This window comes from Pseudomonas sp. CCNWLW23, assembly GCF_037095675.1.
GTDB lineage: Bacteria > Pseudomonadota > Gammaproteobacteria > Pseudomonadales > Pseudomonadaceae > Aquipseudomonas > Aquipseudomonas atacamensis.
This window is the reverse complement of record NZ_JBAWKM010000025.1, coordinates 1-21,258: the sequence shown is the minus strand read 5'-3', so window position 1 is coordinate 21,258 and position 21,258 is coordinate 1. Positions and strand designations below refer to the sequence as shown.

Sequence of the window (21,258 nt, the reverse complement as noted above, 5' to 3'; positions counted from 1 at the left end):
GCAGCACTCCCGATGCGGCCCTTTTAAAGGTGCCGGGCGAAGTAGGCCTGCGTACTTGCCCGGTTGGCGGCGAGCTTGTGCGCAACGTCCAGTGCCATGGGGTCGGGATAGACCTCCGTGGCACCGCTGGCCAACCCCGCTACGATCGCATCGGCCACGTCCCGAGGACTGGCCTTGGCACCCGCAACGTCACGGCTCATCGCGGTATCGATCGCACCGGGGAGCACCGCCATCACCTGCACCTGGCCGGCCAGCTCGGCCCGAGCGGCCTCGGTCAGGCGCAACGCGGCCGCCTTGGACGCACACAACGACCCCATGGCTGGCAACGCCACCCGCGCCAGAATCGACAGCACGTTGACGATAGCGCCAGTGCGCTCGACAAGCGTCGGCGCAAAGGCACGCATCATCGCGAGCGTGGCGAAGTAGTTGACGGCCATTTCCTGGGCAGCGGCTTCGGAGTCCTCGGTGCCCAGCAACCGCTGCTGCCTATTGAGGCCAGCATTGTTCACCAGGATATCGACCCGTACCCTGCTCGCCACCTGCGCGACTTGCTGCTGGTCGGTGACGTCCAGATCCACCGCCTCCACCAGCGGATGATCGAACAGCAGACGCTCAGGGTTACGGCAAGCGGCGTAGACACGACTTGCCCCCGCAGCCAAAAACGCTTCGATCAAGGCAAGGCCCAACCCTCCGTTGGCGCCGGTGATCAGGACCTCCTTGCCCACAGTCGTGATGGCGCTCACAGGTGCTCACTTTTGGCCCAGCGGGCCATCAGCGTGTTCGAAGGCAGCGATTCATCGAGCAATTTCTTGGCCGTTTCGATGCCCGCCACCGGTAGCCCTTCTGGATCGAGCAGGCCGATCTGTACCAGCACAGAGGCCTGGTCCCAGTAGATATGCTCGTGGTATAGCTTGTTGCCGCGGAAGTTGACCACCGCCACCATGGGTACTTCCACGTATTTGCCGGTAGGTGCTATCCCAGGCAGCATGTAGTCCATTTCGCAGGTGTGGGTGAAAGACATGATGAATTCATCGACGACCTGGTAGGCGCCGACCGTGCGAGAAACCGGAATCATCTTGGTGTCCTCGGGGTTGGCGTGGACAAAGTGATGCTGATAGAAGCGTCCGAGTTGCTTGCTGCCCACCCCGCCGGTCAGCGTCGGAATGTGGTTCACGTAAGGCTCGGCGACCATGGTCTTCAGGGTGGCCGGCACGTCTCGGGTAACGAACTCATGGTGGATGTGCTCGTCCCACAGGTCTGAAAGGTTGTAGGCCGGCCCGATGTACTTCTTCAATGCGCCAATGGTGCGCCCATGAGCCATGAGGGCCGAGGGTTTGTGAAAGTGATCGCTGCCCAGGCGGGCAAAGGCATGGTCAGCACCCTCGTAGGTATACAGCTCTACGCCTGGGCGGCCACGCAGCACCTCGGCGATACGCGCACGGGTCGTGGTGTCACACAGCCCGTCCAGTTCGCCGTGATGCAGCACCAGCCCACCGCTCAGGCCATCGGCTTCATCCAGGTATTGCTCAATACCCATGCCGTAGTAGCCCACCGCAACCGCGACATCAGTACGGGTGGCGGTGAGGTAGGCCAGTTTGCCTCCCAGGCAATAGCCCACGAAGCCCAGGGCGGGCTCGGTGACCTCGGCCAGATCCCGCAGCGTGTCGAAGGCGGCGGCGATGTCGTCTACGGCCTTGTCCAGGTCCAGTGCGGTGTAGAGGCTCAAAGCCTTATCGAAATCTGCGGGGGTATAGCCCAGGTCGATACCCGGCTGTAGACGCCAGAACAAGTCGGGCACCAGAACCACATAACCTTCCTCGGCATACATCTGCGCCACCTCGCGCATGTTGGCGTTCACGCCAAATATTTCTTGGCCCAACACGATGCCTGGCCCCTTGCCTTCAGGCGGCAGCGCCAGATATCCCTTGAAACTTCCAGCCTGGTCTCGTGCCTGAATATCGATGTATTTGCTCATCTCATTACTCCTTCTACGGTAAGCGGACAGACATTGCTCTACATGAATTCTTGGCGAAGCAGCTTTGATGAAGCATTGCCAACGGCGCCATCAGCAGCTTGAAAGGGAATTCGGTGATCAGGCGAATCTCATCCATGTCACCGCGTGGCTCAGCCGAATTACCGCGGTGCACGCCGTACCGCGCTCTCAAGCTGAGGTTTTTCGCCGGCCCGTCTTGCACGACATATTGCATCTCGATATTGCGTTCCCAGTGGCGCCCCCCATCTCGAAATCCGAGGGGATAGTAGGAACTGTACGGTTCGATATCGGAGCCTTTGCCACCCTGTCCCTGCATGTAGCGAATCATGAACCTCAGGCCAGGCACGCCACGCGCACTGAAGTCATAGTCGTAACGAACCTGCCAGGACCGATCGTTGGGCGCGTTGAAGTCACTGAGCTGCACATTGTTAGCCAGCTGTGCCACGGTGGTTTGCCCGTCTCGGAACGCCATATAATCGAAGGGCGTGTCGCCCTGCACCTTCTGGTATGCAAGCATGAGGGAATGGGCACCGAACTTGACGCCCGGAGCAAAGGACCAGGTTAAGTTGTCGATGGGCCCGCCATGGGCGGCACCGATGTCGACCGTTCGGTACATGCTGAAATTCAAGGTTGGGGTCAGCCCCTCGACGAGGGCAGGCAAGTAGCGAAACCCCAGGTAATCCTGGCGCCAAAGATCTTCGGCACGTTGAGTGCTGAGGTAGCCTTTGACTGCGCCCTGCTCATAATTCAGGCTGAGATAATCGACCGTATCCGTCTCCGTAGCGCCATACAGGGAACGTAGCGTGCTGTCGTTGCGGTTCTCCGAAGGCGCCTTGCCGGCGGTGATGTGGGCGGCATCGAAGGTTAGCGGCTGCAGATCGCGACTGATGAGCTGCCATGCTGTCACCGTTTGCGGCAACAGGCGCCCGGAGCCACCATCGGTGAGGAACACCGGAGAGGTGCGCAATTCCATGGAGCCGTATTTGAGCACCGTTTCACGGTACTTGAGCTTGAGCGCACCGCCGCCCACGCTGTACTCATTCGCCACATCACCGTCGTTGTTGACGTGAAGCAGGTTGGTGCCGGTCTTGCCACGACCGCTGTCAAGCTTCAATCCCGCATACAGATGCGCGTCGAATCCCAAGCCGACAACACCAGTCGTGAACGGGGAGATGTAGTCCAGAGTTAAGCCTTGGTCCCACTCCGCGCGATAACCGTTAACGGTGCCTGATCGGCGGTTGGCACCACCGTTGCGGAAGTCGCGGTTGAGATAAAAGTTCCGGGTTAAACCGGACAAGCTTCCCTGCTGAAAATATGTTGAAGCATCGGCCCATAGTTCATCTGCCAAGGCCTGTTGGCAAGCCAGCGCCAGCCCTAAGCCAGACACTAGTCGGTAATCGATCACTGCAGGCATAACCACACTCCTGGGTACTCACGTGCACCACGCGCAAGGCCTTGAGGCCATGCATGGTCAGGGAATGACTAGCTGGGGGTCGGCCGACGACGCACGCTTCGGCGATCGAGGTCGGCTCGAACAGTTGTTGATTACAAGTCGCGGTCGGCCGGGTGGGCTACGATTCGCCGATATTCATCTATGGCGAGCTCTACCAAGGTGCCTGGAGGCAAAGGCTCTGCAGTCTGGGCAATTACCACTGGCCCATCGCTCAGCTCGACACTAGCCAGGTGCAGGAGCTCTGCGGTAGCGATCCCGATCCGCGCGCGCACCACGGTAGCCTGAGCAATCCGGGCGGCCCCGGCAGAGACTTCCTGCCACTGCGCCTCACCGCAGCGCGGGCAGCTGTAACGCGGCGGGAAACTGGCCTGGCCGCAACCGACACATTGCTGGATCATGAACGCCATGCCACACCCCCTTGCCACCGTTCGAGCACCACCGCGTTGGCGCACATGCCGTAGCGATACTGGACCATGCCATAGCCGGTCACCACCGCCAGGCGCGCATTGCTGACCTGGCGTTGACCGGCATCGCCAAGCAGCTGGGTAATAGCTTCGACCAACCCATGCATCCCCCCCGCCGCGCCCGCCTGGCCGGCCGAGAGCTGCCCGCCCGAGGTATTCACCGGCAGTTCGAAACGGCCTATCCGCCGCAGCGCTCGCCGGTAATCGTCGTCGGGGACGAAGCCCAGGTCGGCGAGCTGGATCAGGGCCATGACCGGATAGTCGTCATACACGCACGCCAGGTCCATGGCATCAGGCCCGGTATTGGCGCGGTCCCACAGCGTGTCGGCAATCTTTGCCAGCGGCGTCTGCAGGCCATCGCCAGCCTGGTGGTCATCGTTGTGCAGCGCCTTTACTGCACGCACCGCCACGTTGACCGTGTTGCGGGCGAGGTCGGCGCGGGTCAGCAGGATGGCGTTGGCGCCATTGACTACCGGTACGCAGTCAAACCGGCACAGCGGGTCGGCCACCATGGGCGCCTCAAGGTACTGCTCGATGGTCAGCGGCTCGCGGTAGACCGCCAGCGGGTTGCGCTGCGCCCAGGCTCGCTGGGCAATGCACAGCTCTGCATAGTCTTCGCGGCCAAGGCCGGTGCGTTGCGCATGACGCTGGGTGAGCATCGCGAACACCCCATTGGGCCCGCCGTGCTGAAGCGGCTTGAGGTACTCCTCGGTGGTCCGGTTGTAATGGTCGACCAGAGTCTTGAAATCCTCCGGGGTGAACGTATCACCGGCCACCAGTACGATCACGTTGGCATCACCGTGCTGGATGGCACGCACGGCATGCTGCAGCATATTGATCGCGCTAGCCCCGCCATTGCGGTCATCCATGCACCAGGTCAGGGTCAGCCCGAGGCGCCACGCCAGATCGATGGCGTTGTCCGGCCGGTGGGTGAAGGATGCCACGCCCAGGCCGTCGACCTCATGCGCTGCCACGCCTGCCTGGCGCAGCAATTGCTGCACCGCCCTGCCGAGCAGTTGCGACGTCGACTCACCCGTGCCGCGCCGGTTGTAAGGTACTTCCAGGGCCCCGGCGATCAGCGCCACGGCGTCATTGCTTGCTGACCGGTTCATGACCGCCCTCCTTTGGCCCGCACGCGGGTCTCCTTGGTGAAACAAAGAGAGATGACTGTGATCAGCCCCAGCGCCATCATCATCAGAGAAACTGGCCAACTAGCCTGGTAATGCGCCAGCAAGGCGGTAGCGATCATCGGCGTCAGGCCACCGGAGAATACCGAGGCGACTTCGTGCCCGAGAGCCATTCCGGAATAGCGGACCTCAGTGCTGAACAGTTCGCCCATAAGACTAGGCTGCGTACCGATCATGGCCCCGTGGCAGATGGCATTGCCAATGAGGAAGGCGAGCCAGATCCAGGCAGGCTCTCGGGTCTCGAGTAACCAGAAGAATGGGAATGCCATTAGCACCATCCCTAAGGCACCCACCATATATACCGGCTTGCGACCTATGCGGTCCGACAAACGCCCCCAGAACAGCATGGCCACCAACTCCACGCACGTGGAGAACGTGACTCCCGCCAGCATCACACTATTGGGCACGCCAAGAAACTTGCCGTAGACAAGAGCGAACGCCAGCATGATGTAGGAGCCGCCGTTTTCAGCCACTCGCAACCCCATGGCCATCAGCACTTCCCGCGGATATCTGCGCAACACATCCAGCACGGGCATATGCGCCGTCTTGCCCGTTGCCTCAGCTCGCTGGAAATCCTGACTCTCTGGCAATGTCCGGCGAATGTAGACGCCCAGGACGAATATGACGATCGAGATAAGGAACGGAATGCGCCAACCCCAGCTGTGGAAATCCCGCTCCGGCAACAACTGGACTAGATAGAACACCGCTGCGGACAAGACGAACCCACCGCCCACTCCGATCTGACTAATCGAAGCGTAGAAGCCGCGGCGCTCAGGTGGCGCCGACTCGCTGATCATCAGCACGCCACCGCCCCACTCGCCTCCTGCTGCGATGCCCTGCAAGATACGTAACAGCAGTAGCAACGCGGGCGCCCACATGCCCGCTTGAGCGTAGGTGGGCAACAATCCGATCAAGAAAGTTGCCCCGCCCATGATAGAGAGCGTCCATACCAAGGCTTTTTTGCGACCGTACTTGTCCCCGATATGGCCGAATATCACCCCACCGAAAGGCCGCGCGAGAAAACCCAATGCAAACCCGGCCAGTGCCGCGATCGTACCCACCAGTGGATCGGTGCCCTTGGGGAAAAACAATTCCCCGAATATGAGCGCCGCCGCTGTGCTGTAGAGAAAGAAGTCGTACCACTCCAACGCCGTGCCAGTGACAGAAGCCAAGACGATCTTGCGAAAGGTCTTACTGTCGATCGGTACTCGGTTATCAACTGCAGCGGAAACATGACTGTGCTCCGACTGGTTATCTGATAGTTCAAGCGAATGCGTGCCCGTCATGGCCGTCTCCGTCAATGACTGAATATTTATGAACGCTATTTTTATTGTTGTTGCATCTTTTGTTATTGCACGGCAGTCAAAGCTAAATGATTAGGCGCGTTTAAGCCTGTAGCCGGAGCACTCTAGGTCCCATGTACTGGCGGTAACGCCGAGTTCTCTCAATTTATATTTCTGAACTTTGCCGTTTTCGGTTTTCGGCAACTCGATAACAAAATCTAAGTAACGCGGCACGGCGAAATACGCCAACCGTGACTCACAATATTGCGTCAGCTCCAATGGATCGAGCTTAGTCCCCTCCTTGATGACGATAGATGCCATGACTTCATCTTCCGCCAGTTCGGATTTCACCGCATATACCGCCACGAGCTCCACCGCGGGGTGGCTCGACAGAACCTGCTCCACCTCAAAAGACGAGATGTTCTCTCCACGGCGACGGATTGTGTCCTTCAAGCGGTCAACAAAGCGGAAATAGCCGTCGCTATCGCGCACAACCCGGTCGCCGGTGTGATACCACAGGTTGCGCCAGGCTTCGACAGTCTTTTCCGGCATACCAAAGTAGCCGAAGGCGAAAGCGAAGGGCTGCTCAGCGCGCAATACAAGCTCTCCTGGTTCGCCATCCGCTACCGGCTGATCCTGGCTGTCTACCACCCGGGCACTGAAGCCTTTGGCCAATCGGCCCATAAAACCAGGCCGCTGATTCTCCAGAGTCCCTCCAATCACGGCATTGGTTTCGGTAGCCCCATAACCATCGATGAGGCCTATGCCTGTGCGTTGAATAAACGGGGCGTGGAACTGTTCAGGGACGCCTGGGGCTAGCGCGACACGCACGTTATGCGCGCGCTCGAGCTCATTGTGCGGACGGCTGAGAAGGATAGGCACCATGGCTCCCAGCAGATACGTCACTGTGGCCCCGGTTTCCGCAAGCGCCTGGTAGAAGCCGCTAGCGGAAAAACGTTTGTCTACCACCAGCTGTGCGTCGTGCAGCAAGGCCTGGAAAAAGGCGTTCAATGCATTGGTATGGAACAACGGCAGGCATGTATACAGCACATCCCCGGGGCGCACCTGTAGGTCGCCACCGGTATTCAGCCCCCACCAAAAGAATTGGGCGTGCGGGCAGATCACGCCCTTGGACAACCCGGAAGTCCCGGAGGTGTAAAGGATAACCAGCGGGTCGCCATCCTCGAGCACTGCAGGTGGGGCCATGGACGCACTGCGAGGGGGCATCGACCGCACCCTCAACCGCTCCTGCCAAACCGCGTTGACATCGCCTTGCGGCGAAAGGACCCACAGGGCTTCGACAGCAAGCGCAGAGTAATCAAGTGCCGCGAGCACATCCAGATTGACCTCTTCACTGACCAACAAGCGCGCCCCACTATTAGCCAGCACATGATTCAACTGCATGCCCCGACAGGCGGTATTAATAGGCACCGCAACCGCGCCCAGCCAACCACATGCCAACAGCACTTCAAGGAACTCGGCGCGGTTGGCGCACATCAATCCAACCCGATCTCCACGCTTTATCCCATATTCCGCGAGTGTTGTGGCACGCCGTCCTATCACGTCGACAAGTTGCGCAGCAGTCCAAGTGCAGCTTCGGTCGGAAAAAAGCGCCGTTTCAGGGCTGCGTTCAATACGTTTCAACAGCAGCACCGGAAGTGTTAATGCCCCGCCAACTGCTTGTTGTTTGCAAAAACCTGTGTCCATCACTCAAAGCCTCAGATTGTTGTATCGCCTCGCTGTTGTTCCGAAGTCTATGAACCTGTACCCTATAAGTCAAATTCATGGCAATTATACAATTGATAAACGGTATTTATACGAATGCGCAACTTGAATGATGTCGATCTAAATCTGCTTAGGGTTTTTCAAGCCATAATGGAGGAACGCAGCTTGACACTCGCGGCTGGACGCCTGGCGATTACACAACCTGCTGTAAGTTACGCCTTGGGTCGACTTCGCAAGCTTTTTGATGATGCGCTATTCGTACGCACGCCGGTAGGCATGATGCCGACCCAGACCGCCGAGCGGATCGCCCTACCGATCGGACGGGCACTCACGGCAATACGCGATGCTCTGAATGAAACCGAACCCTTCGATCCTGGTACTAGCGACCGGGAGTTCCGTTTGTGTATGTCAGACATCGGCGAACAGGTGTTCCTGCCGTCGCTTTGTGAACGGCTTCAAACGCTTGCGCCGGCCATTAAGCTCTCATCAGAGCTGGTACCCGTCGCCATGGTGGTCGAGCGGATGCGTATGGGGCAACTGGACTTCGCAATTGGTAACCTGCCCACACTGAAAACAACCACCCGGTACCAATCCCTGTTCCGAGAGCAATACGCCTGCATGACTCGCAAGCGTGACGGACTTCCGGCCGGGAAAATCAGCGTGGAGGATTTTCTTGCCCTCTCCCATGTCAGTGTCACCTCCACTGACAGCAGCCACTTAGCCATCGAGGACACTCTGGCCTCACGTGGCCTGAATCGACACATCGCTTTGAGGGTACCCCACTTTACAGTTGTGCCGCAGATACTCAGGCATACAGGGTGGATGGTCACCCTACCTGAAGGCGTCGCACATGCGCTGAATCATTCGAATGATTTCGTGATTTACCCGCTGCCAGTGGAGATGCCGGGGGTCGAGTCTACCGTTCATTGGCATGGTGCCTACGACGCTGATGCCGGCAATCAATGGTTCAGGGCATTTCTATTTGAAACCTTGCGCAGATAAGGCTATTGCAGATCAGGGGTAGTCACGGAGGCCAAGTCATAAAGGGGCTAGCAGCATACGTCGGCGGGTATTGCTGGCCGGGCTGCGCTACGCGCAGTCTGCGCAGCACGGCAAGGGTATACGCGCCCGCATGGCCCGGTCATAGAATGAGCCGCTTCCGAGCCGAAATGGACGGGCAAAATTACCTAACTCCTCATTAGGATCATTTACGCGCCAGGCTACGCCATGTTGAGGGCCTCCTCCCTGCGCTTCGGCTCGGGCGCCAGCTTAATGCTCGGCCTGACGTTCATCGGTTTGCGTGCAAATGAAGCTGACGACACGGCTCATTTTCAGGAGCAGCGGAATGCGTCGTTTTTTTAATTGCAGCCATGGTCCACTACTGCTGGGCCAAGCCAGGCGCACCATTCAACCATCCCATAAACGCCAATAGTGATTGGCATTTTAGTCCGGAGAAGCTTTCATCTCCTGATCAGCCAGCAGGCGAACCGCCGTCGTGAACTAGCCCAGCGATCCAGTCAGCGAACGCCTGCACAGCTGGTGATAGAAAGCGCTGATGTGGATATAACAAGTGTACAGGAACCCGGTCAGGCTGCCAGTCAGCAAGCACTTCGACCAGCCGCCCCCATCGTAGATGTTCGGAAACAACATTCTCGGCGAGTTGCACGAGCCCAAAGCCTTCAAGGCACATTTTGATGTAGAGCCCAGTCTCGTTGACGGCTGCTGTGCCCTTGACCGGTACTGAGATTTTCTCGTCGCCCCGGGCGAAGCGCATCTCACCTGCTTGCCTTGCACGGCCCGAGAAGTAATGGATGGCCCGGTGACGAGACAAATCTCGCGGAGTCTGCGGAGTACCGTTCTCTTCGAGATAGGCAGCAGATGCACAGGTCACCCAGCGAAAACGGCCTAGTGGTCGCGCAACGAGCGTTGAGTCATCAAGCTCGCCTGTACGAATGACGCAGTCGACCCCCTCCTGAAGCAGGTCAACCTGCCGATCGTTGACGCCTATCATCAGGTAAATATCCGGGTAGCGCCGGTAAAAGTCTTGCAGGTTTGGAATGACGATGAAGTGGGCAATGCCGCCCGGCATATCGACGCGCAAACGTCCCTGCGGCCGTTTCACGGAATCCGTCAGGCTGGTCTCCGTGCGTTCGATCAGTCCCAATATTTCCCTGCATTGCCCCAGATATTGGGCGCCTTCAGGCGTCAGGCTAACCCGCCGCGTTGTTCTGTTCAGCAGGCGCACCTGCAGGTACTTCTCAAGGTTTTTAACGCTGCTGGTCACCGTTGAGGCCGGTAGAGAGAGCGTCTGCGCCGCCTGGCTAAAGCTTCCTGCCTCAGCCACACGGACGAAAACCTGCATTGCTTGAATACGGTCCATGACGGGTAACAGCCTTGGAGCAATGAAAGGAGGCATTATTATTCGCATAAATTGAATAATAAAAACAGTTCTACCATCTTTTTCCCGCAGTATCGCATTGCGTACATTGCTTCCAACGAAATTCGAAGAGGGGTACTGAAATGGGTGAATACAACCGCAGCATAGTGCAGGCTCCAGCCGCTCCGGCCGGACGCACACTTATCCGCGGCGCAACTGTGCTGAGCATGGACGGCGACATCGGCAATCTGGCGCGTGGCGATATCCTCATAGAAGGCAGCACCATCTCGGCCATCGATGAAAATCTCGAAGCCGGCGACGCTGTTGTGATTGAGGCATCCGGCATGATCGCCATGCCGGGCATGGTCGATACCCACCGTCACTCCTGGGAGGGGCAACTACGGCGAATTAATCCGAACGCCGCAACCCTGGAGGATTACTGCAACGCCACCCACTTTTCGTTCGCCAAATATTATCGTCCGGCGGACATGTATATCGGCAACCTGCTGAGTGCATTGGGCTGTATCGATGCTGGTATCACGACCCTTGTCGACAACTCGCATAACAGCCGCACCGGTGCGCACTCCGATGCCGCAGTAGAGGCGCTGCTCGATGCAGGCATACGCGCCGTACATGCTTCGGGAGCGCCGGTGGCGGGTGAGTGGGACAAAGCCCACTGGCCGGGCAACCTCGAGCGTCTGCAGGACAAATACATCAAGAACGGTGACAACCCGCTGCTCTCACTGGCAGTGATGGCGCAGCTGGAACCTGAGCTGTGGGCTGAGGCCAGGCGCCTGGGATTACCGATCATCACCGAGTTTTTTGGTGGGGACATGGCAGCTGAATTGGAAGGCTTGCATCGCGAGGGGCTGCTGCGCTCTGACAACATCTTCAACCACTGCACCGCGCTGCCGGACGCCGGGTGGAAGATCCTTCGCGAGGCTGGCGTGCGGGTCAACGTATGCCCGCGTTCAGATGCCCACTACGGCATTGAAGATGGAATGTTCGCCATGCAGGCGGCTCAGCGTCATGGCATCAGCCCTGGGCTGAGCGTTGATAACGAAACGTCCTACAGCGGCGACATGTTCATGGAGATGCGGGTAGCGTTTTATCTGCAGCGCGTCCTGGGCATGCATCAGCAGCGCTGCTGCAGCGAAGACCATCATCCGGTGGTGACCCTGCCCGCCCATGTTCTGCTCAAAGCCGCGACTGTCGACGGCGCCACCTGCGCTGGCTTGCATGACAAAATCGGCAGCCTGGTTCCCGGCAAACAGGCTGACATGATCCTTATCAACGCGCAGGACATCAACCTTTATCCGTCAGGTAATGCCTTCGGCACCGTGGTACATGCGGCAGAGCGCAGCAATGTCGACACTGTCATGATCGGCGGGCGTATCGTCAAGCAGGGCGGCAAGGTTCTGGGTGTGAATAGCGAAAAGCTGCGCGCGGCGATCGACGAGTCCCGTGAGCATCTGTTTGCTGCTGCTGGCTATCAGCCGGATATGTTTGCCGAGGCATTGTTGCCGCTTGAGTCAGCCAAGTAAGAAGGCGTTAAATGAATGCAGCCTACTACCTACTGGCTATCTGCGCGGGGCTTGGTATCACCCTGCAGACCACGCTGAATGGCCAACTCGCTAAAGGTGTGGGTGGAGATTCCGTAGCGGCGGCACTGTTTTCTTTTACTGCCGGTGCGCTATGCCTGGGCATCTTTTCGTTGATGCGTGGCGGGATAGTGGCTTCAATCGCGGCTATCCCTGCCCAGCCTTTGTGGAGCCTTCTAGGTGGTCTGCTAGGTGCCGGCGCGTTGCTCAGCTACGTCGTACTCGCGCCAAAAATAGGCCTTTCAGCGCTGCTTGGCCTCGCCATCGCCGGGCAGATCATTTCGTCCCTAGTTATCGATCACTTGGGACTGCTCGGGGCAGTCGAGAGGCCGGTATCTGGTTTCAAGTTGGCCGGGGTAATCGTGATGCTCGGAGGCTTGGCAATCGCCCTGTTTGGTGACCGGTGGTCAGGGCTTGTATCCAGCTGACTCCCGTGGTTAACCCCTCTCGCTTCAAAGCCACTGATACCGATGGAGTGCAGCTTGAAGCCGAAGCGGTTGCCGCAGGAGAACTGACAGAAGAGCGATTACGAGGGTTAACTGAGTACGGGAAGCTCGGTAGAGGACTCAGTGTGATCATTTCTGGCTGCTGGCAGCCCTTAACGACTGACCGCTATCGATCCAGGCTGTGGAAAAACGCAGGAATCGCATCGATAACTGAGAACCGAGCAGATTACCTGCGGAATCATCAGGCGAGAGCGTAAATACACTCACCCAGAAAAATAGACATTTTTAGTGCTACACGGGCCGCGTCAGCGGCCCATGTAGCTGTTTACGGGCCAGCAAACGGCGGGGTTACGCCCTGATCGCCTCAAGTAGCTCTGCGATGCCGAAAATGCTCACCATGCGTTTGTGGAGGCGAGCACGTGAAGGCTCATTTCGGTGCTTAACCTCGGCAGGGTTTTGGTCACGAACTGGTTGCTTCCCTTCCAGAATCTGTTCGTTCCAAAGGTGTGCTCCACCAGGCGAACCTTCATCATCTCCGGATCTTGCTCCAATCGGATTTGCCCCTCTCGCCTACTGCTTCATGCTCGCAGCGCTTGAGTCGCCGCTCTTTATCGGTCTTACACTGCTTCTGCATGGAGCAACTCCGGCATCCTGAAAACCAGTATGCAGTAACAGGCGGTCCTCCATCGAGGAACAGGCGCGATGAGTGCCTGTCGTAATGCCGCGTCGTGGCTACTCAGCACTAAAGTCGAAAAGCTGAAACAGCAAATGCAAAAACTCAAGGGCATCGAGGCGCAGCTTCGAGCCAGTCCCGATCAGCAAATCTCGCTTGCCGGCGGAACCACTCAATGACCTCTGGTTAAAGAATCGGAGTTACCCATTCCGGAGGGGAGTCCTGCGTCAATCCACCAATCGCCATGAGCCGTAGGACCTCAGGGTCTAGCCTCAGTTGCTCGGCTGCGGAAAACACTGGCAGCAGCGCTTGCTGAACTTGAATTTCTGACTCACTGGATACGGACATAGTCTTCCACTCTCTCCTTAGACCGATCCGACACGTCAGCCGTTTGAGAAAGTGAAGATGAAGCCTCGCGCGCCCTCTGGAGGGCCATATCTACGCCCCAGGAAAGAGCCGTTGTCATCGACTGGCCCGGTCGTGAATCGAAACATTGTTCATCAAGAACCAGGCCGCTTGGCGCGTACACGCCGATGAACAGTTGAGTTCCTCCAGCTCGAGAGAGCCTGCTTTGCACGTCAATGGTTGTACCATCGGCGAGGGATTCATCATGGATCTGGTGGTGGAGCGTGGGGTCAGCCCATGCCCAAAAAAGCCTTACCGCGAATGCGCATGTCGTTCTCTTACGACGCTAGGTCTATGCTGAAGGATTTATCCACCATGGGCGCATCACCTCCGAATAGCGACCGATTTCCACCGCGCCGATGAGATACCGGACCGGCGGGTCAAAATGCTCCACAAGAATTTTTTTTTGTATAAGAAGACGCGCGTTGCGAGAAAGAAATCGCGGAAATGACAAATTCCTAGAAGGCCCAGCACGTCCTTGGCTGGGCCCGACCCGTTACTTCTCGAGGGTGGCGGCCTGGTTGCCGCCTTCTTCGGCAATCGCTGACAGTTTCTCGTCTGCAGCTTTTTCTTCTGCAAGCGTGTCGGCCAACAGCGAGGCCGCCTCTTCCATACCGAGGTGCTTGGCCATCGCAATTAGGGTGCCGTAGCTGGCGATCTCATAATGCTCAACCTTCTGGCATGCCCCGATGAGCGCCGCATCGAGCACCGCCCCCTTCTCGATTTCATCTATCAGCTCTTTGCTCTCCTCAACCAAACCCTCCATGGCTACGCACTTCATCCGCTTGAGTTTCAATCCAGCGGACTCTACCAACTGGTCAATGCGCTCTACCAACCCAGAGCAGTTGTTCGCCGCAGGTTGGTCGGCCTGTTTTATCGGCGCGATGGGGATTGCGGCGAGCAAGCTGAAAGTCACCCTCCCGGGTGGCTTACATATGCTCCTCTCGCCGATACATCGCCGATACATGACTCCCGCTAAATAGGCCTGCCCGAATAAGGTCGCTCTGTCGAAGTGGAAGACGCTTGCGCCCTTTGCCTTGAGCTTCCTTGAGGGTCTATCCGCCCTGTGGCATGAACCGCGGCCTCGCCGCGCAAAGCATCTGGAGAAGCACTATGTACCGTAAACCAATGTCGAACAAAACCAGTCTCGGCCTGGCCGCAATTGCTTTAGCCGGTGGCATGAGCCTGGCATCGTCTGCCGCTTGGCAAAGGTGCGAGCAATCTCTGCTGCGTTCTCGGTCAGAATCTCGCTGGCCAACTCGCCGCCTGAACTTTGTTCGGCTAGCGTATCTAGCACCCCCTCCGCCTCGATTGCGCGCTTGATTTTCGTGTCGCTGCCTTCGATTTTCTTGACGAGACCTTCAACATTCTTGGCCTCGTCGTTGAGCGCCTTATCATTGGCACCTTCCTGCGCCACGGCCGTGGCGACTTGGGCAAGCAATTGCTGCGTAGTGGCGAAGTTCAGTACAACTTCTTCCGCGGTCGTCTCAGTGCTGATCTTCAAAATTGACGCGAGAATCTGACGAGCCCCAAATGCTGCTTCCACATCTGATATCAGTTCTTTGACCGATTTTGCGAGGTTGTCTGTGTCTCCGAGTACCTCTATCGAAAGGCGCTCGGCTATCGCATCGCATTCCTTCCTCACAACTTCCGCTTCCCGAAGGGCGTTCTTTTCAGCGCTTCGCAATGTTTCCAGCGTCTCTTTGTGATTCGACTGAATTTGTTGCAGTTCCTCAAGCGAGGGCAGCTCGACCATCCCCGCTGCCAGCAACTTGCTGGAAAGGTCTTCGGAAGATAGCCCATCGGAATGCAGTTGCTGAGCCTGCGATTGAATCGTGTCCAGCTCCTGTTGATCACGCTCGAGCGCAGTTCGTTCCTGGTCGATCTGTTTGATCGCTTGGGAGACCGTGACGGCCAGATCACTATCGCCGGTAAACGCACGCAAGGGATGCAGCAGGGCCAACCTGGCCCGGGCGTTCGATATCGCTTCGCGGGCAGCCGAGATATCTGCCTGCAGCAGGCTGGCATGCTCGGACGTACCGGCGTCGACATCGGCCATCATCCGCGCAACGAGTTGACCTTCGTCAAACTCAGTTCTGCACAAAGGGCAGTGGTCAGGATTGGCCGACCGCTGCAATATGTCCTGGGCGGTACCCAGTAGGCGCTGCCTAAGAACCGTCATCGTGCTCTGTGTCTTTTCCAGAGCCTGGAGAGAACCTTGCGCCGTTTCGAGCCGCCGCTGATACGAGCCGATCTCTGTGTCGACTGAGTCGATGGCGTCTGCGATAGCGTTTTCCATGAACTGTCGGATCGTAATTGAGTTGCCGACATCCGCGACAAGGTTCAGCCTAGCACTGCGCCCGCGAACCCGTTCCCGGCAGTCCGATGCTTGTTTTATAGTTTTCAGGAAGTTGGTGCGTGCGTAGGGATGAAGTGCCTCCGCAGCAGCGCTCAGTGCTGCTGCTGACTGCGCCTCGCGGCGTGCATTGGCCTGTGCCAACCGGGCGCCTTTGGCTCGCTGATCCAAGGCTTCCGCCTTGCTGGCTTCGTCGTTCAGGCTCGCCAGTAGCCGAGCCGCGGAATCGGGTTCAACGTGAAGCATGTTTTTCGACGCATGCCGGACCAGTGCGATGGCAGAAGTGGCTTCTTGGAGGCGCTCTCGCAATACCTCGAGCTGAACCTTATCGTCTGGGATTTGACACCATCCCTGCCCCCTTAGAGCCGCAAGAAGCTCGAGGAACAAGCTGTCGGATAACTTAGGGGACGCTTTGATGGCATCGAGACGAGTCTGGGCTGCCAACTTCATTTGTTGGCTGACTAGCCTGTCGCGCCGTAGGTCCTTCAACTCATCCTGCAACTGCTTGAGAACGCGGCGCAGCCTATCTCCGAGATTCTCCGCCGTCGCGCCTAACACCAAACGGGTGACATCCGTTCCAATTTGATCTGAGCTTGCTGATACGCTGAGATCCACCGCAGCATCGGTATCGAGAAAGTTAAATTTCCCGAAACTGTCTTGTATGGTTACCGTCCTCAGTTCGGCTTTGGCATACCAGTTCGAGTGACGAGCACGAAGTCGAGTGGCATCAGTGGTGGAAGACAGTTTGTGCCCAACTCCGAGAAGGTCCACAGTAATTGATGTGCCGTTTAGCACTGGGGAGGATCTGCGATTTCTTCCGCAGTAGGCGAATTCAATTGCCTCAAGCAGTGAGGTCTTACCGACCCCGTTGCTGCCGACAATCAAATTCACTCGACCTAGCGGGTGTTCCTTTTCCTCGGGGTGTGTACGAAAGCCCTTGATGGTCAAACGCTCGATGAAGCCACTTGCAGCTGCCTGTTCGGCAGCGAGCAGAGACACATGCGCAATTGGGCGCGACACTCCATCCTTCGTTCCCGCAACAATTCGCCGAACGGCGTCAGGAACGGTGATGTCGCTATCCAGAATGAAGGCGAGCCCGTGCTTTTCGAGGGTGTTTGACCATGTAGTCGCAAGGTCGACCGGCAGGGCTTTGGGAGGCTCGGGGGGCTGCGCATTGGCAAGCAAGCCGGCGATGTCCCGTTCTCGTACAACCTGCTTACGGGCGTACTCCCTATCCGCCTCCACCTTGGCTTTGAGGCGACCGAACTCGCCGCTTTGAGCTTCTTCATCGCTGGTGACGAAATACAAGTAATGGTTCCAGCGCAAATCGGTCGCGACGTCGTTCGAGAAGTACATCGGTGAGAGAACTTCTTCCTGGTAGCTTTTCAACGAATCAGCAGTCGATGCAAGCTGATCGTTCAGGTCGAAGTAGCGAATCGCATAGTCACGAGGGCCAAAGCGGTCAATGCCTCGAAATACACCTCGCCCAACGCTTTCAAGATCGGGGTATCTGTCCTTGAGCATCGCTTCAACGCGTTGCGCATTGATCATGATCTGTCCTCTGAGAGATCCACTGGTGACGCACTGGCCGGAACGTCGATGAGATTGGTGCCTGTTGGGCCGCGTGCACCAAAACGGTTGTCGCGTCGGAACACAACGCAAATCCGGTCTTGAGCGCGCACGATGGCGTCACTCAGTTCCTCACCGCTCATACCTGCTTCAAAAGCCTCGTTGAGCGCATGGCTCGCGATGGCCTTGCTGAGCTTCTGGTACATGCTTTCTACCGCAGAGTTGTTCGCTTGGTCCGAGAGGTAAACGAGTGCTGCAGGTCCGCGATTGCCAGCGTTTGGCTCAATATTGTGGTGCGGGGAATTCCGTTTCCATGAGAACTTGAAGCCGTTCGCCAAGTCCTGCACCGACGGCGGCCACGGTACATCGCTTTGGGCAAGTCCGATCGCATCGTGTGCGCGCTGCAATCTTTGCAGGCGGTAGGACGACCCTGGTCGAGCAAGCTCAGTGTCTTGGTTGACCGTCACACGGCGAATCGACTCCTCATCCTTGTCCAGATGGAGCGCGTCGAGCTCTTTGACCGTCTACCAAGATGCCGGACTTCCGTGGGGCCCCATAAGAATCTCGATCGCGCGTTCGACTGCGAGCGGGCTTACCTGCGAAGCCAACTGAAGGTGATCGGCAATCGCCTGGTAACCCGCAAGCGCGTCGGAAAACCCGTCATTAGCAATCGCACCAGATTCCCAACTGTTGCTCTCTTCTTTCCAGGACCAGCGCTCCTCCACCGCAACGAAATTCTTTGGGGCCAGCGCTTGTTCGCCGGGGAAAAGCAGCTTCTGCTTTTGCAACTGAATAATCTGGCCTTCATAGTTCAGGAAGAACGAATGCCATCTTTGGGCCAGCAAGCAGTAGTAAAGACCGCTGCGATGGAGTAAATCGATTAGGCCATCGTCAGCACTGAATTTTGCGGGCGGTGCATACCATGCCGAACCGGCGACATTGTTCCAGTCCGCATACTTGCCTGGGCCCTTGAGCTCTTTGATGTTCTTGGCCCAGTTCAGACACAGAAGTTCGACGTGGCTGTTGGTACCCACTGAACAGAGCCTGGTACGGTAGGCCGCATAGTCTGCATGCGCCGGCTTCGGGTTAAGTTGAATATGAATGAGCAGGCAGTTGGTATGGATTGCGGTGATGTGCTCAGAGAAGTCAAAGGCATCGGAGCAAATAATTGAGACGAGGCTCATGGAGTTGACGCCACGATTGAAGGCGTACACCGTCTTGCCGAGGCACAGTGAGGTTTGCTCTACGTCCCGGTAATCTCGGCAGGCCACGGTCTTGAGTTGCGCGAGAAGGAATAACACAGGCTGCCCGTCCTGGTTCCGGGCCCAGAAAACGTAGAGCAGTGGATCGACGTATCGCCGTTGCGCAGCTTGCCGCGCGTCGAGTGGTTCGTGGTGAAACACGCAATCACCACCCGCGTTGTACTGTTGTGCCAACGCCTGGAAATCAGCCGGAGAAATGCTTTCACACCCAAGCACCCAGATAGCGCCTTGTGGGGGGCGATAGTGCCCTGCCACGATTTCTTTTACGACCGACCAAGGGACGCAATATTCCGGTGCTACAGCCAGGTCAGAATGGCTTTGTGCGGCGAATGAAAGAAATCCGCTGCATAAGGCGTGACCCACTTCGGCGTCTGCGTGGCCCACCCGGACATCGTTTGCTTCGACGATGCCCGTAGGCTGAAGCAAGATTGCCCTGTAGGGTTCGCGTGCTGGATTCAGAGCTTCCAGGCTCATAAGCGACAGAGGATGCGGCTGCTGACGTAGCACCTCTTCGACGTCTACGATGTGTATTGCCACACTGTCTCCTCTCCATGGTTGATGGCGTACAACACAATCTCTGCGGCGCAGTGGGACACGCGCTTCAATTCGTGATGGCCTTTGCGCATTAGTGTAACAAGTTTGCCACAGTAAGCTTTGAATGTCCGTGACTGGGCGCTATACGGGCCAAGTCTAGCTTTCTGCACGTCGACTATCGCTGCGTAGCAGTCATTAAGCATTCAGTCTTCTGGATCGAGCTTCCCCCTTGGGTCGTTCTCTGCTGGTCGTGACCGTCGAGTGCGGTCGTTTCCATGCAAGTAGCTGTTGAGGTCGAATGCAAATGGAGGGCAAGTGCATGCCACTCTCCTAGAATTCAGGCAAAGTGAAAGCCTAGGTTCATTCTTGGCTTTTTTACTATTTACCGGATCCAGATGGTATGAGAGCGACCAGATCCGTATCACCTACATCGACACCCGCTTGTGCAAGTAAGGTAGTCACTTGTCCACGGTGGTGAGTCTGGTGGTTAAAAAAGTGCACCAAGCGATGAAAGTTTTTGTCGGCGGAAGCCCCCTTCATGCTTGTGTAATTGAGGGCATGGTCTAATCCGGTCTTTGTTTAATGAGCCCGCCCATTCGATAATAATACGATCCAGCCATACTCGGTAATCTGAAAGCTCTCCTTCGGTGGCCATTAGAAATTAAAACGCGATCATTAGATTTTATAACCGCAGAGTTATCCCAAAACTCCTAATATAAAAACACTGATGTTTAGTTTCTTTGGGCCAAATGCTGCCATTTATCTCCATTGAACAAACCGCGCGGGCCGTGGGCTAAGCAGGAAGGCAACCTTCTGTCTCAACAGATTGGGCGGCTCATGGGACAATGGCATTCATCGTTACTGAACTATCAGGCACTCGACCGGCGGTGGTGAGGTGGCACGCTATACCGCTCGGGCCAAACCAGGACGTGTGGCCAAGGCTGTGCTGGTCAGTGCAGTTCCACCCATTATGGTCAAGTCTGAGAAGAATCCCGGTGGGTTGCCGCTGGAAATGTTCGACGGGTTCCGAACGGCGCTAGCTGCCAACCGTGCACAGTTTTACATGGACGTGCCCGCAGGGCCATTTTTTGGATTCAATCGGTCCGGGGCTAAGGTCTCACAGGGTGTAATCGATAACTGGTGGCGTCAAGGCATGATGGGCGGTGCAAAAGCGCATTACGATTGCATCAAGGCATTTTCTGAAACCGACTTCACCGAAGACCTCAAGGCCATTCAGATACCTACGCTGGTCTTACATGGAGAAGATGACCAGATTGTGCCCATCGCCGATTCTGCACCGCTATCCGCCAAACTGCTGAAACATTCTACGCTCAAGACGTACCCGGGTTTTCCTCACGGAATGCCGACGACCAACGCGGACCAGATCAACGCTGACATATTGGCGTTCATTCGCAATTGATCACTCATGTCTCGACGGCGCTCTACGGCCGTCGCGACAACTGAAATAGCATATACCGAATCAACTGGGAGCCTTGCGCTGAAAATCAACTCCTCCGCCACAAATCGAGTCACATTGATTCAGTTGGTGGTGCAACGATTAAATGTAGGCATTCGTCCCGTGAACGAGATCCACAAAGCTGTTTGAGCGGACGAGCAAAACCGCTTTTCCCCGAACCATTTTGCCCGTAGATGGCCGGATGCGTCCGCTTCTGGCCGACAGCTGCCATTCACCGATGACCGCCTTCGGCCAATGACAGTGGCTCATAGGAGGCCGCTGTCGCCCAGAGCTGTCGGTGACAGACAGCAGCCATTTCTACTTCCCATTTCAACCGTCATAAAATCACAAATCGCTTGGCGTGGCCTATTGCCATACTGCGCAAGAAGTTGCACAGTTGGTCGTAATATTTTAGGGGGTAAATCCTCTGCAGCCCAGGCGGTGTGAGGCCTGTAGCCAAGTGCGCAAGAAGTT

At 57.1% G+C, this 21,258-nt stretch carries 16 protein-coding genes and 4 pseudogenes; 5 read left to right on the top strand and 15 right to left on the bottom strand.

From position 1 onward, the window contains the following. Positions 1 to 23: 23 nt before the first annotated feature. The 7 genes from V8J63_RS24325 to V8J63_RS24295 all read right to left on the bottom strand — a co-directional run bounded on the left by V8J63_RS24325 (position 24) and on the right by V8J63_RS24295 (position 8,087). The gene (locus tag V8J63_RS24325) at positions 24 to 743 is read right to left on the bottom strand and encodes an SDR family NAD(P)-dependent oxidoreductase (RefSeq protein ID WP_196759860.1); all 720 of its coding nucleotides are present in this window, start codon (positions 741 to 743) and stop codon (positions 24 to 26) included. After that, a complete protein-coding gene (locus tag V8J63_RS24320) occupies positions 740 to 1,975 on the bottom strand; it encodes a dienelactone hydrolase family protein (RefSeq protein ID WP_336464738.1) in 1,236 nt (411 codons plus the stop codon). The genes V8J63_RS24325 and V8J63_RS24320 overlap by 4 nt, the downstream gene beginning before the upstream one ends. 13 nt (positions 1,976 to 1,988) lie before the next feature. Continuing rightward, positions 1,989 to 3,407, bottom strand: a complete 1,419-nt coding sequence (locus tag V8J63_RS24315) for an OprD family outer membrane porin (RefSeq protein ID WP_336464737.1) — start codon at positions 3,405 to 3,407, stop codon at positions 1,989 to 1,991. A 131-nt stretch (positions 3,408 to 3,538) separates the two neighbouring features. Continuing rightward, positions 3,539 to 3,853 (bottom strand): Zn-ribbon domain-containing OB-fold protein, encoded by a 315-nt coding sequence (locus V8J63_RS24310; protein WP_027915662.1) that lies wholly within the window; start codon positions 3,851 to 3,853, stop codon positions 3,539 to 3,541. Further along, a complete protein-coding gene (locus tag V8J63_RS24305; protein WP_027915661.1) occupies positions 3,841 to 5,022 on the bottom strand; it encodes a thiolase family protein in 1,182 nt (393 codons plus the stop codon). The genes V8J63_RS24310 and V8J63_RS24305 overlap by 13 nt, the downstream gene beginning before the upstream one ends. Beyond that, a complete protein-coding gene (locus V8J63_RS24300) occupies positions 5,019 to 6,383 on the bottom strand; it encodes an MFS transporter (RefSeq protein WP_025754668.1) in 1,365 nt (454 codons plus the stop codon). Before V8J63_RS24300 ends, V8J63_RS24305 begins: the two co-directional genes overlap by 4 nt. Positions 6,384 to 6,473: 90 nt before the next feature. Next, the gene (locus V8J63_RS24295; RefSeq protein WP_336464736.1) at positions 6,474 to 8,087 is read right to left on the bottom strand and encodes an ATP-dependent acyl-CoA ligase; all 1,614 of its coding nucleotides are present in this window, start codon (positions 8,085 to 8,087) and stop codon (positions 6,474 to 6,476) included. Between the two features lie 114 nt (positions 8,088 to 8,201). On the opposite strand from V8J63_RS24295, the gene V8J63_RS24290 reads away from it, so the two are divergent. After that, positions 8,202 to 9,107 carry a LysR family transcriptional regulator gene (locus V8J63_RS24290; protein WP_336464735.1) on the top strand — a complete coding sequence of 302 codons (906 nt, stop codon included), beginning with the start codon at positions 8,202 to 8,204 and terminating at the stop codon, positions 9,105 to 9,107. A 469-nt stretch (positions 9,108 to 9,576) separates the two neighbouring features. Here V8J63_RS24290 and V8J63_RS24285 read toward each other — a convergent pair whose 3' ends face one another. Next, positions 9,577 to 10,485, bottom strand: a complete 909-nt coding sequence (locus tag V8J63_RS24285; RefSeq protein WP_133323984.1) for a LysR family transcriptional regulator — start codon at positions 10,483 to 10,485, stop codon at positions 9,577 to 9,579. A 140-nt stretch (positions 10,486 to 10,625) separates the two neighbouring features. Between V8J63_RS24285 and V8J63_RS24280 the strand changes: the two genes are divergently transcribed. Together V8J63_RS24280 and V8J63_RS24275 are read left to right on the top strand one after the other, a co-directional pair. Continuing rightward, on the top strand, positions 10,626 to 12,026 hold the full coding sequence (locus V8J63_RS24280; protein WP_336464734.1) for an amidohydrolase family protein: 1,401 nt from the start codon (positions 10,626 to 10,628) through the stop codon (positions 12,024 to 12,026). A gap of 11 nt (positions 12,027 to 12,037) precedes the next feature. Beyond that, the gene (locus tag V8J63_RS24275) at positions 12,038 to 12,511 is read left to right on the top strand and encodes a DMT family transporter (protein ID WP_027915656.1); all 474 of its coding nucleotides are present in this window, start codon (positions 12,038 to 12,040) and stop codon (positions 12,509 to 12,511) included. Positions 12,512 to 12,877: 366 nt separating this feature from the next. Here the strand turns inward: V8J63_RS24275 and V8J63_RS24270 are convergent. After that, positions 12,878 to 13,217, bottom strand: a pseudogene (locus tag V8J63_RS24270) (IS5/IS1182 family transposase); the annotation flags it as partial. 14 nt (positions 13,218 to 13,231) lie between these two features. On the opposite strand from V8J63_RS24270, the gene V8J63_RS24265 reads away from it, so the two are divergent. After that, complete coding sequence (locus V8J63_RS24265; protein WP_155738207.1) at positions 13,232 to 13,381, top strand: hypothetical protein; 150 nt, start codon at positions 13,232 to 13,234, stop codon at positions 13,379 to 13,381. A 152-nt stretch (positions 13,382 to 13,533) separates the two neighbouring features. Here the strand turns inward: V8J63_RS24265 and V8J63_RS24260 are convergent. The 6 genes and pseudogenes from V8J63_RS24260 to V8J63_RS24235 form a co-directional block, all read right to left on the bottom strand. Next, positions 13,534 to 13,876, bottom strand: a pseudogene (locus V8J63_RS24260) (hypothetical protein). Positions 13,877 to 14,103: 227 nt separating this feature from the next. Next, positions 14,104 to 14,499 (bottom strand): YciE/YciF ferroxidase family protein, encoded by a 396-nt coding sequence (locus tag V8J63_RS24255; RefSeq protein WP_336464767.1) that lies wholly within the window; start codon positions 14,497 to 14,499, stop codon positions 14,104 to 14,106. A gap of 219 nt (positions 14,500 to 14,718) precedes the next feature. Beyond that, complete coding sequence (locus V8J63_RS24250) at positions 14,719 to 17,514, bottom strand: AAA family ATPase (RefSeq protein ID WP_336464733.1); 2,796 nt, start codon at positions 17,512 to 17,514, stop codon at positions 14,719 to 14,721. Further along, positions 17,511 to 17,999 (bottom strand): hypothetical protein, encoded by a 489-nt coding sequence (locus tag V8J63_RS24245; RefSeq protein ID WP_336464732.1) that lies wholly within the window; start codon positions 17,997 to 17,999, stop codon positions 17,511 to 17,513. Before V8J63_RS24245 ends, V8J63_RS24250 begins: the two co-directional genes overlap by 4 nt. A gap of 57 nt (positions 18,000 to 18,056) precedes the next feature. Continuing rightward, positions 18,057 to 19,331, bottom strand: a complete 1,275-nt coding sequence (locus V8J63_RS24240; RefSeq protein ID WP_336464731.1) for a hypothetical protein — start codon at positions 19,329 to 19,331, stop codon at positions 18,057 to 18,059. A 375-nt stretch (positions 19,332 to 19,706) separates the two neighbouring features. Continuing rightward, a pseudogene (locus tag V8J63_RS24235) lies at positions 19,707 to 19,968 on the bottom strand (DinB family protein); the annotation flags it as partial. 228 nt (positions 19,969 to 20,196) lie between these two features. On the opposite strand from V8J63_RS24235, the pseudogene V8J63_RS24230 reads away from it, so the two are divergent. Continuing rightward, positions 20,197 to 20,748 (top strand): annotated as a pseudogene (locus V8J63_RS24230) (alpha/beta fold hydrolase); the annotation flags it as partial. Positions 20,749 to 21,258: the final 510 nt, after the last annotated feature.

Coding starts and splice junctions, on each gene's coding strand:
- V8J63_RS24320 (WP_336464738.1), bottom strand. CDS start 1,975: ATGAGCAAATACATCGATATTCAGGCACGAGACCAGGCTGGAAGTTTC.
- V8J63_RS24315 (WP_336464737.1), bottom strand. CDS start 3,407: ATGCCTGCAGTGATCGATTACCGACTAGTGTCTGGCTTAGGGCTGGCG.
- V8J63_RS24310 (WP_027915662.1), bottom strand. CDS start 3,853: ATGGCGTTCATGATCCAGCAATGTGTCGGTTGCGGCCAGGCCAGTTTC.
- V8J63_RS24305 (WP_027915661.1), bottom strand. CDS start 5,022: ATGAACCGGTCAGCAAGCAATGACGCCGTGGCGCTGATCGCCGGGGCC.
- V8J63_RS24300 (WP_025754668.1), bottom strand. CDS start 6,383: ATGACGGGCACGCATTCGCTTGAACTATCAGATAACCAGTCGGAGCAC.
- V8J63_RS24295 (WP_336464736.1), bottom strand. CDS start 8,087: ATGGACACAGGTTTTTGCAAACAACAAGCAGTTGGCGGGGCATTAACA.
- V8J63_RS24290 (WP_336464735.1), top strand. CDS start 8,202: ATGCGCAACTTGAATGATGTCGATCTAAATCTGCTTAGGGTTTTTCAA.
- V8J63_RS24285 (WP_133323984.1), bottom strand. CDS start 10,485: ATGGACCGTATTCAAGCAATGCAGGTTTTCGTCCGTGTGGCTGAGGCA.
- V8J63_RS24280 (WP_336464734.1), top strand. CDS start 10,626: ATGGGTGAATACAACCGCAGCATAGTGCAGGCTCCAGCCGCTCCGGCC.
- V8J63_RS24275 (WP_027915656.1), top strand. CDS start 12,038: ATGAATGCAGCCTACTACCTACTGGCTATCTGCGCGGGGCTTGGTATC.
- V8J63_RS24265 (WP_155738207.1), top strand. CDS start 13,232: ATGAGTGCCTGTCGTAATGCCGCGTCGTGGCTACTCAGCACTAAAGTC.
- V8J63_RS24250 (WP_336464733.1), bottom strand. CDS start 17,514: ATGATCAATGCGCAACGCGTTGAAGCGATGCTCAAGGACAGATACCCC.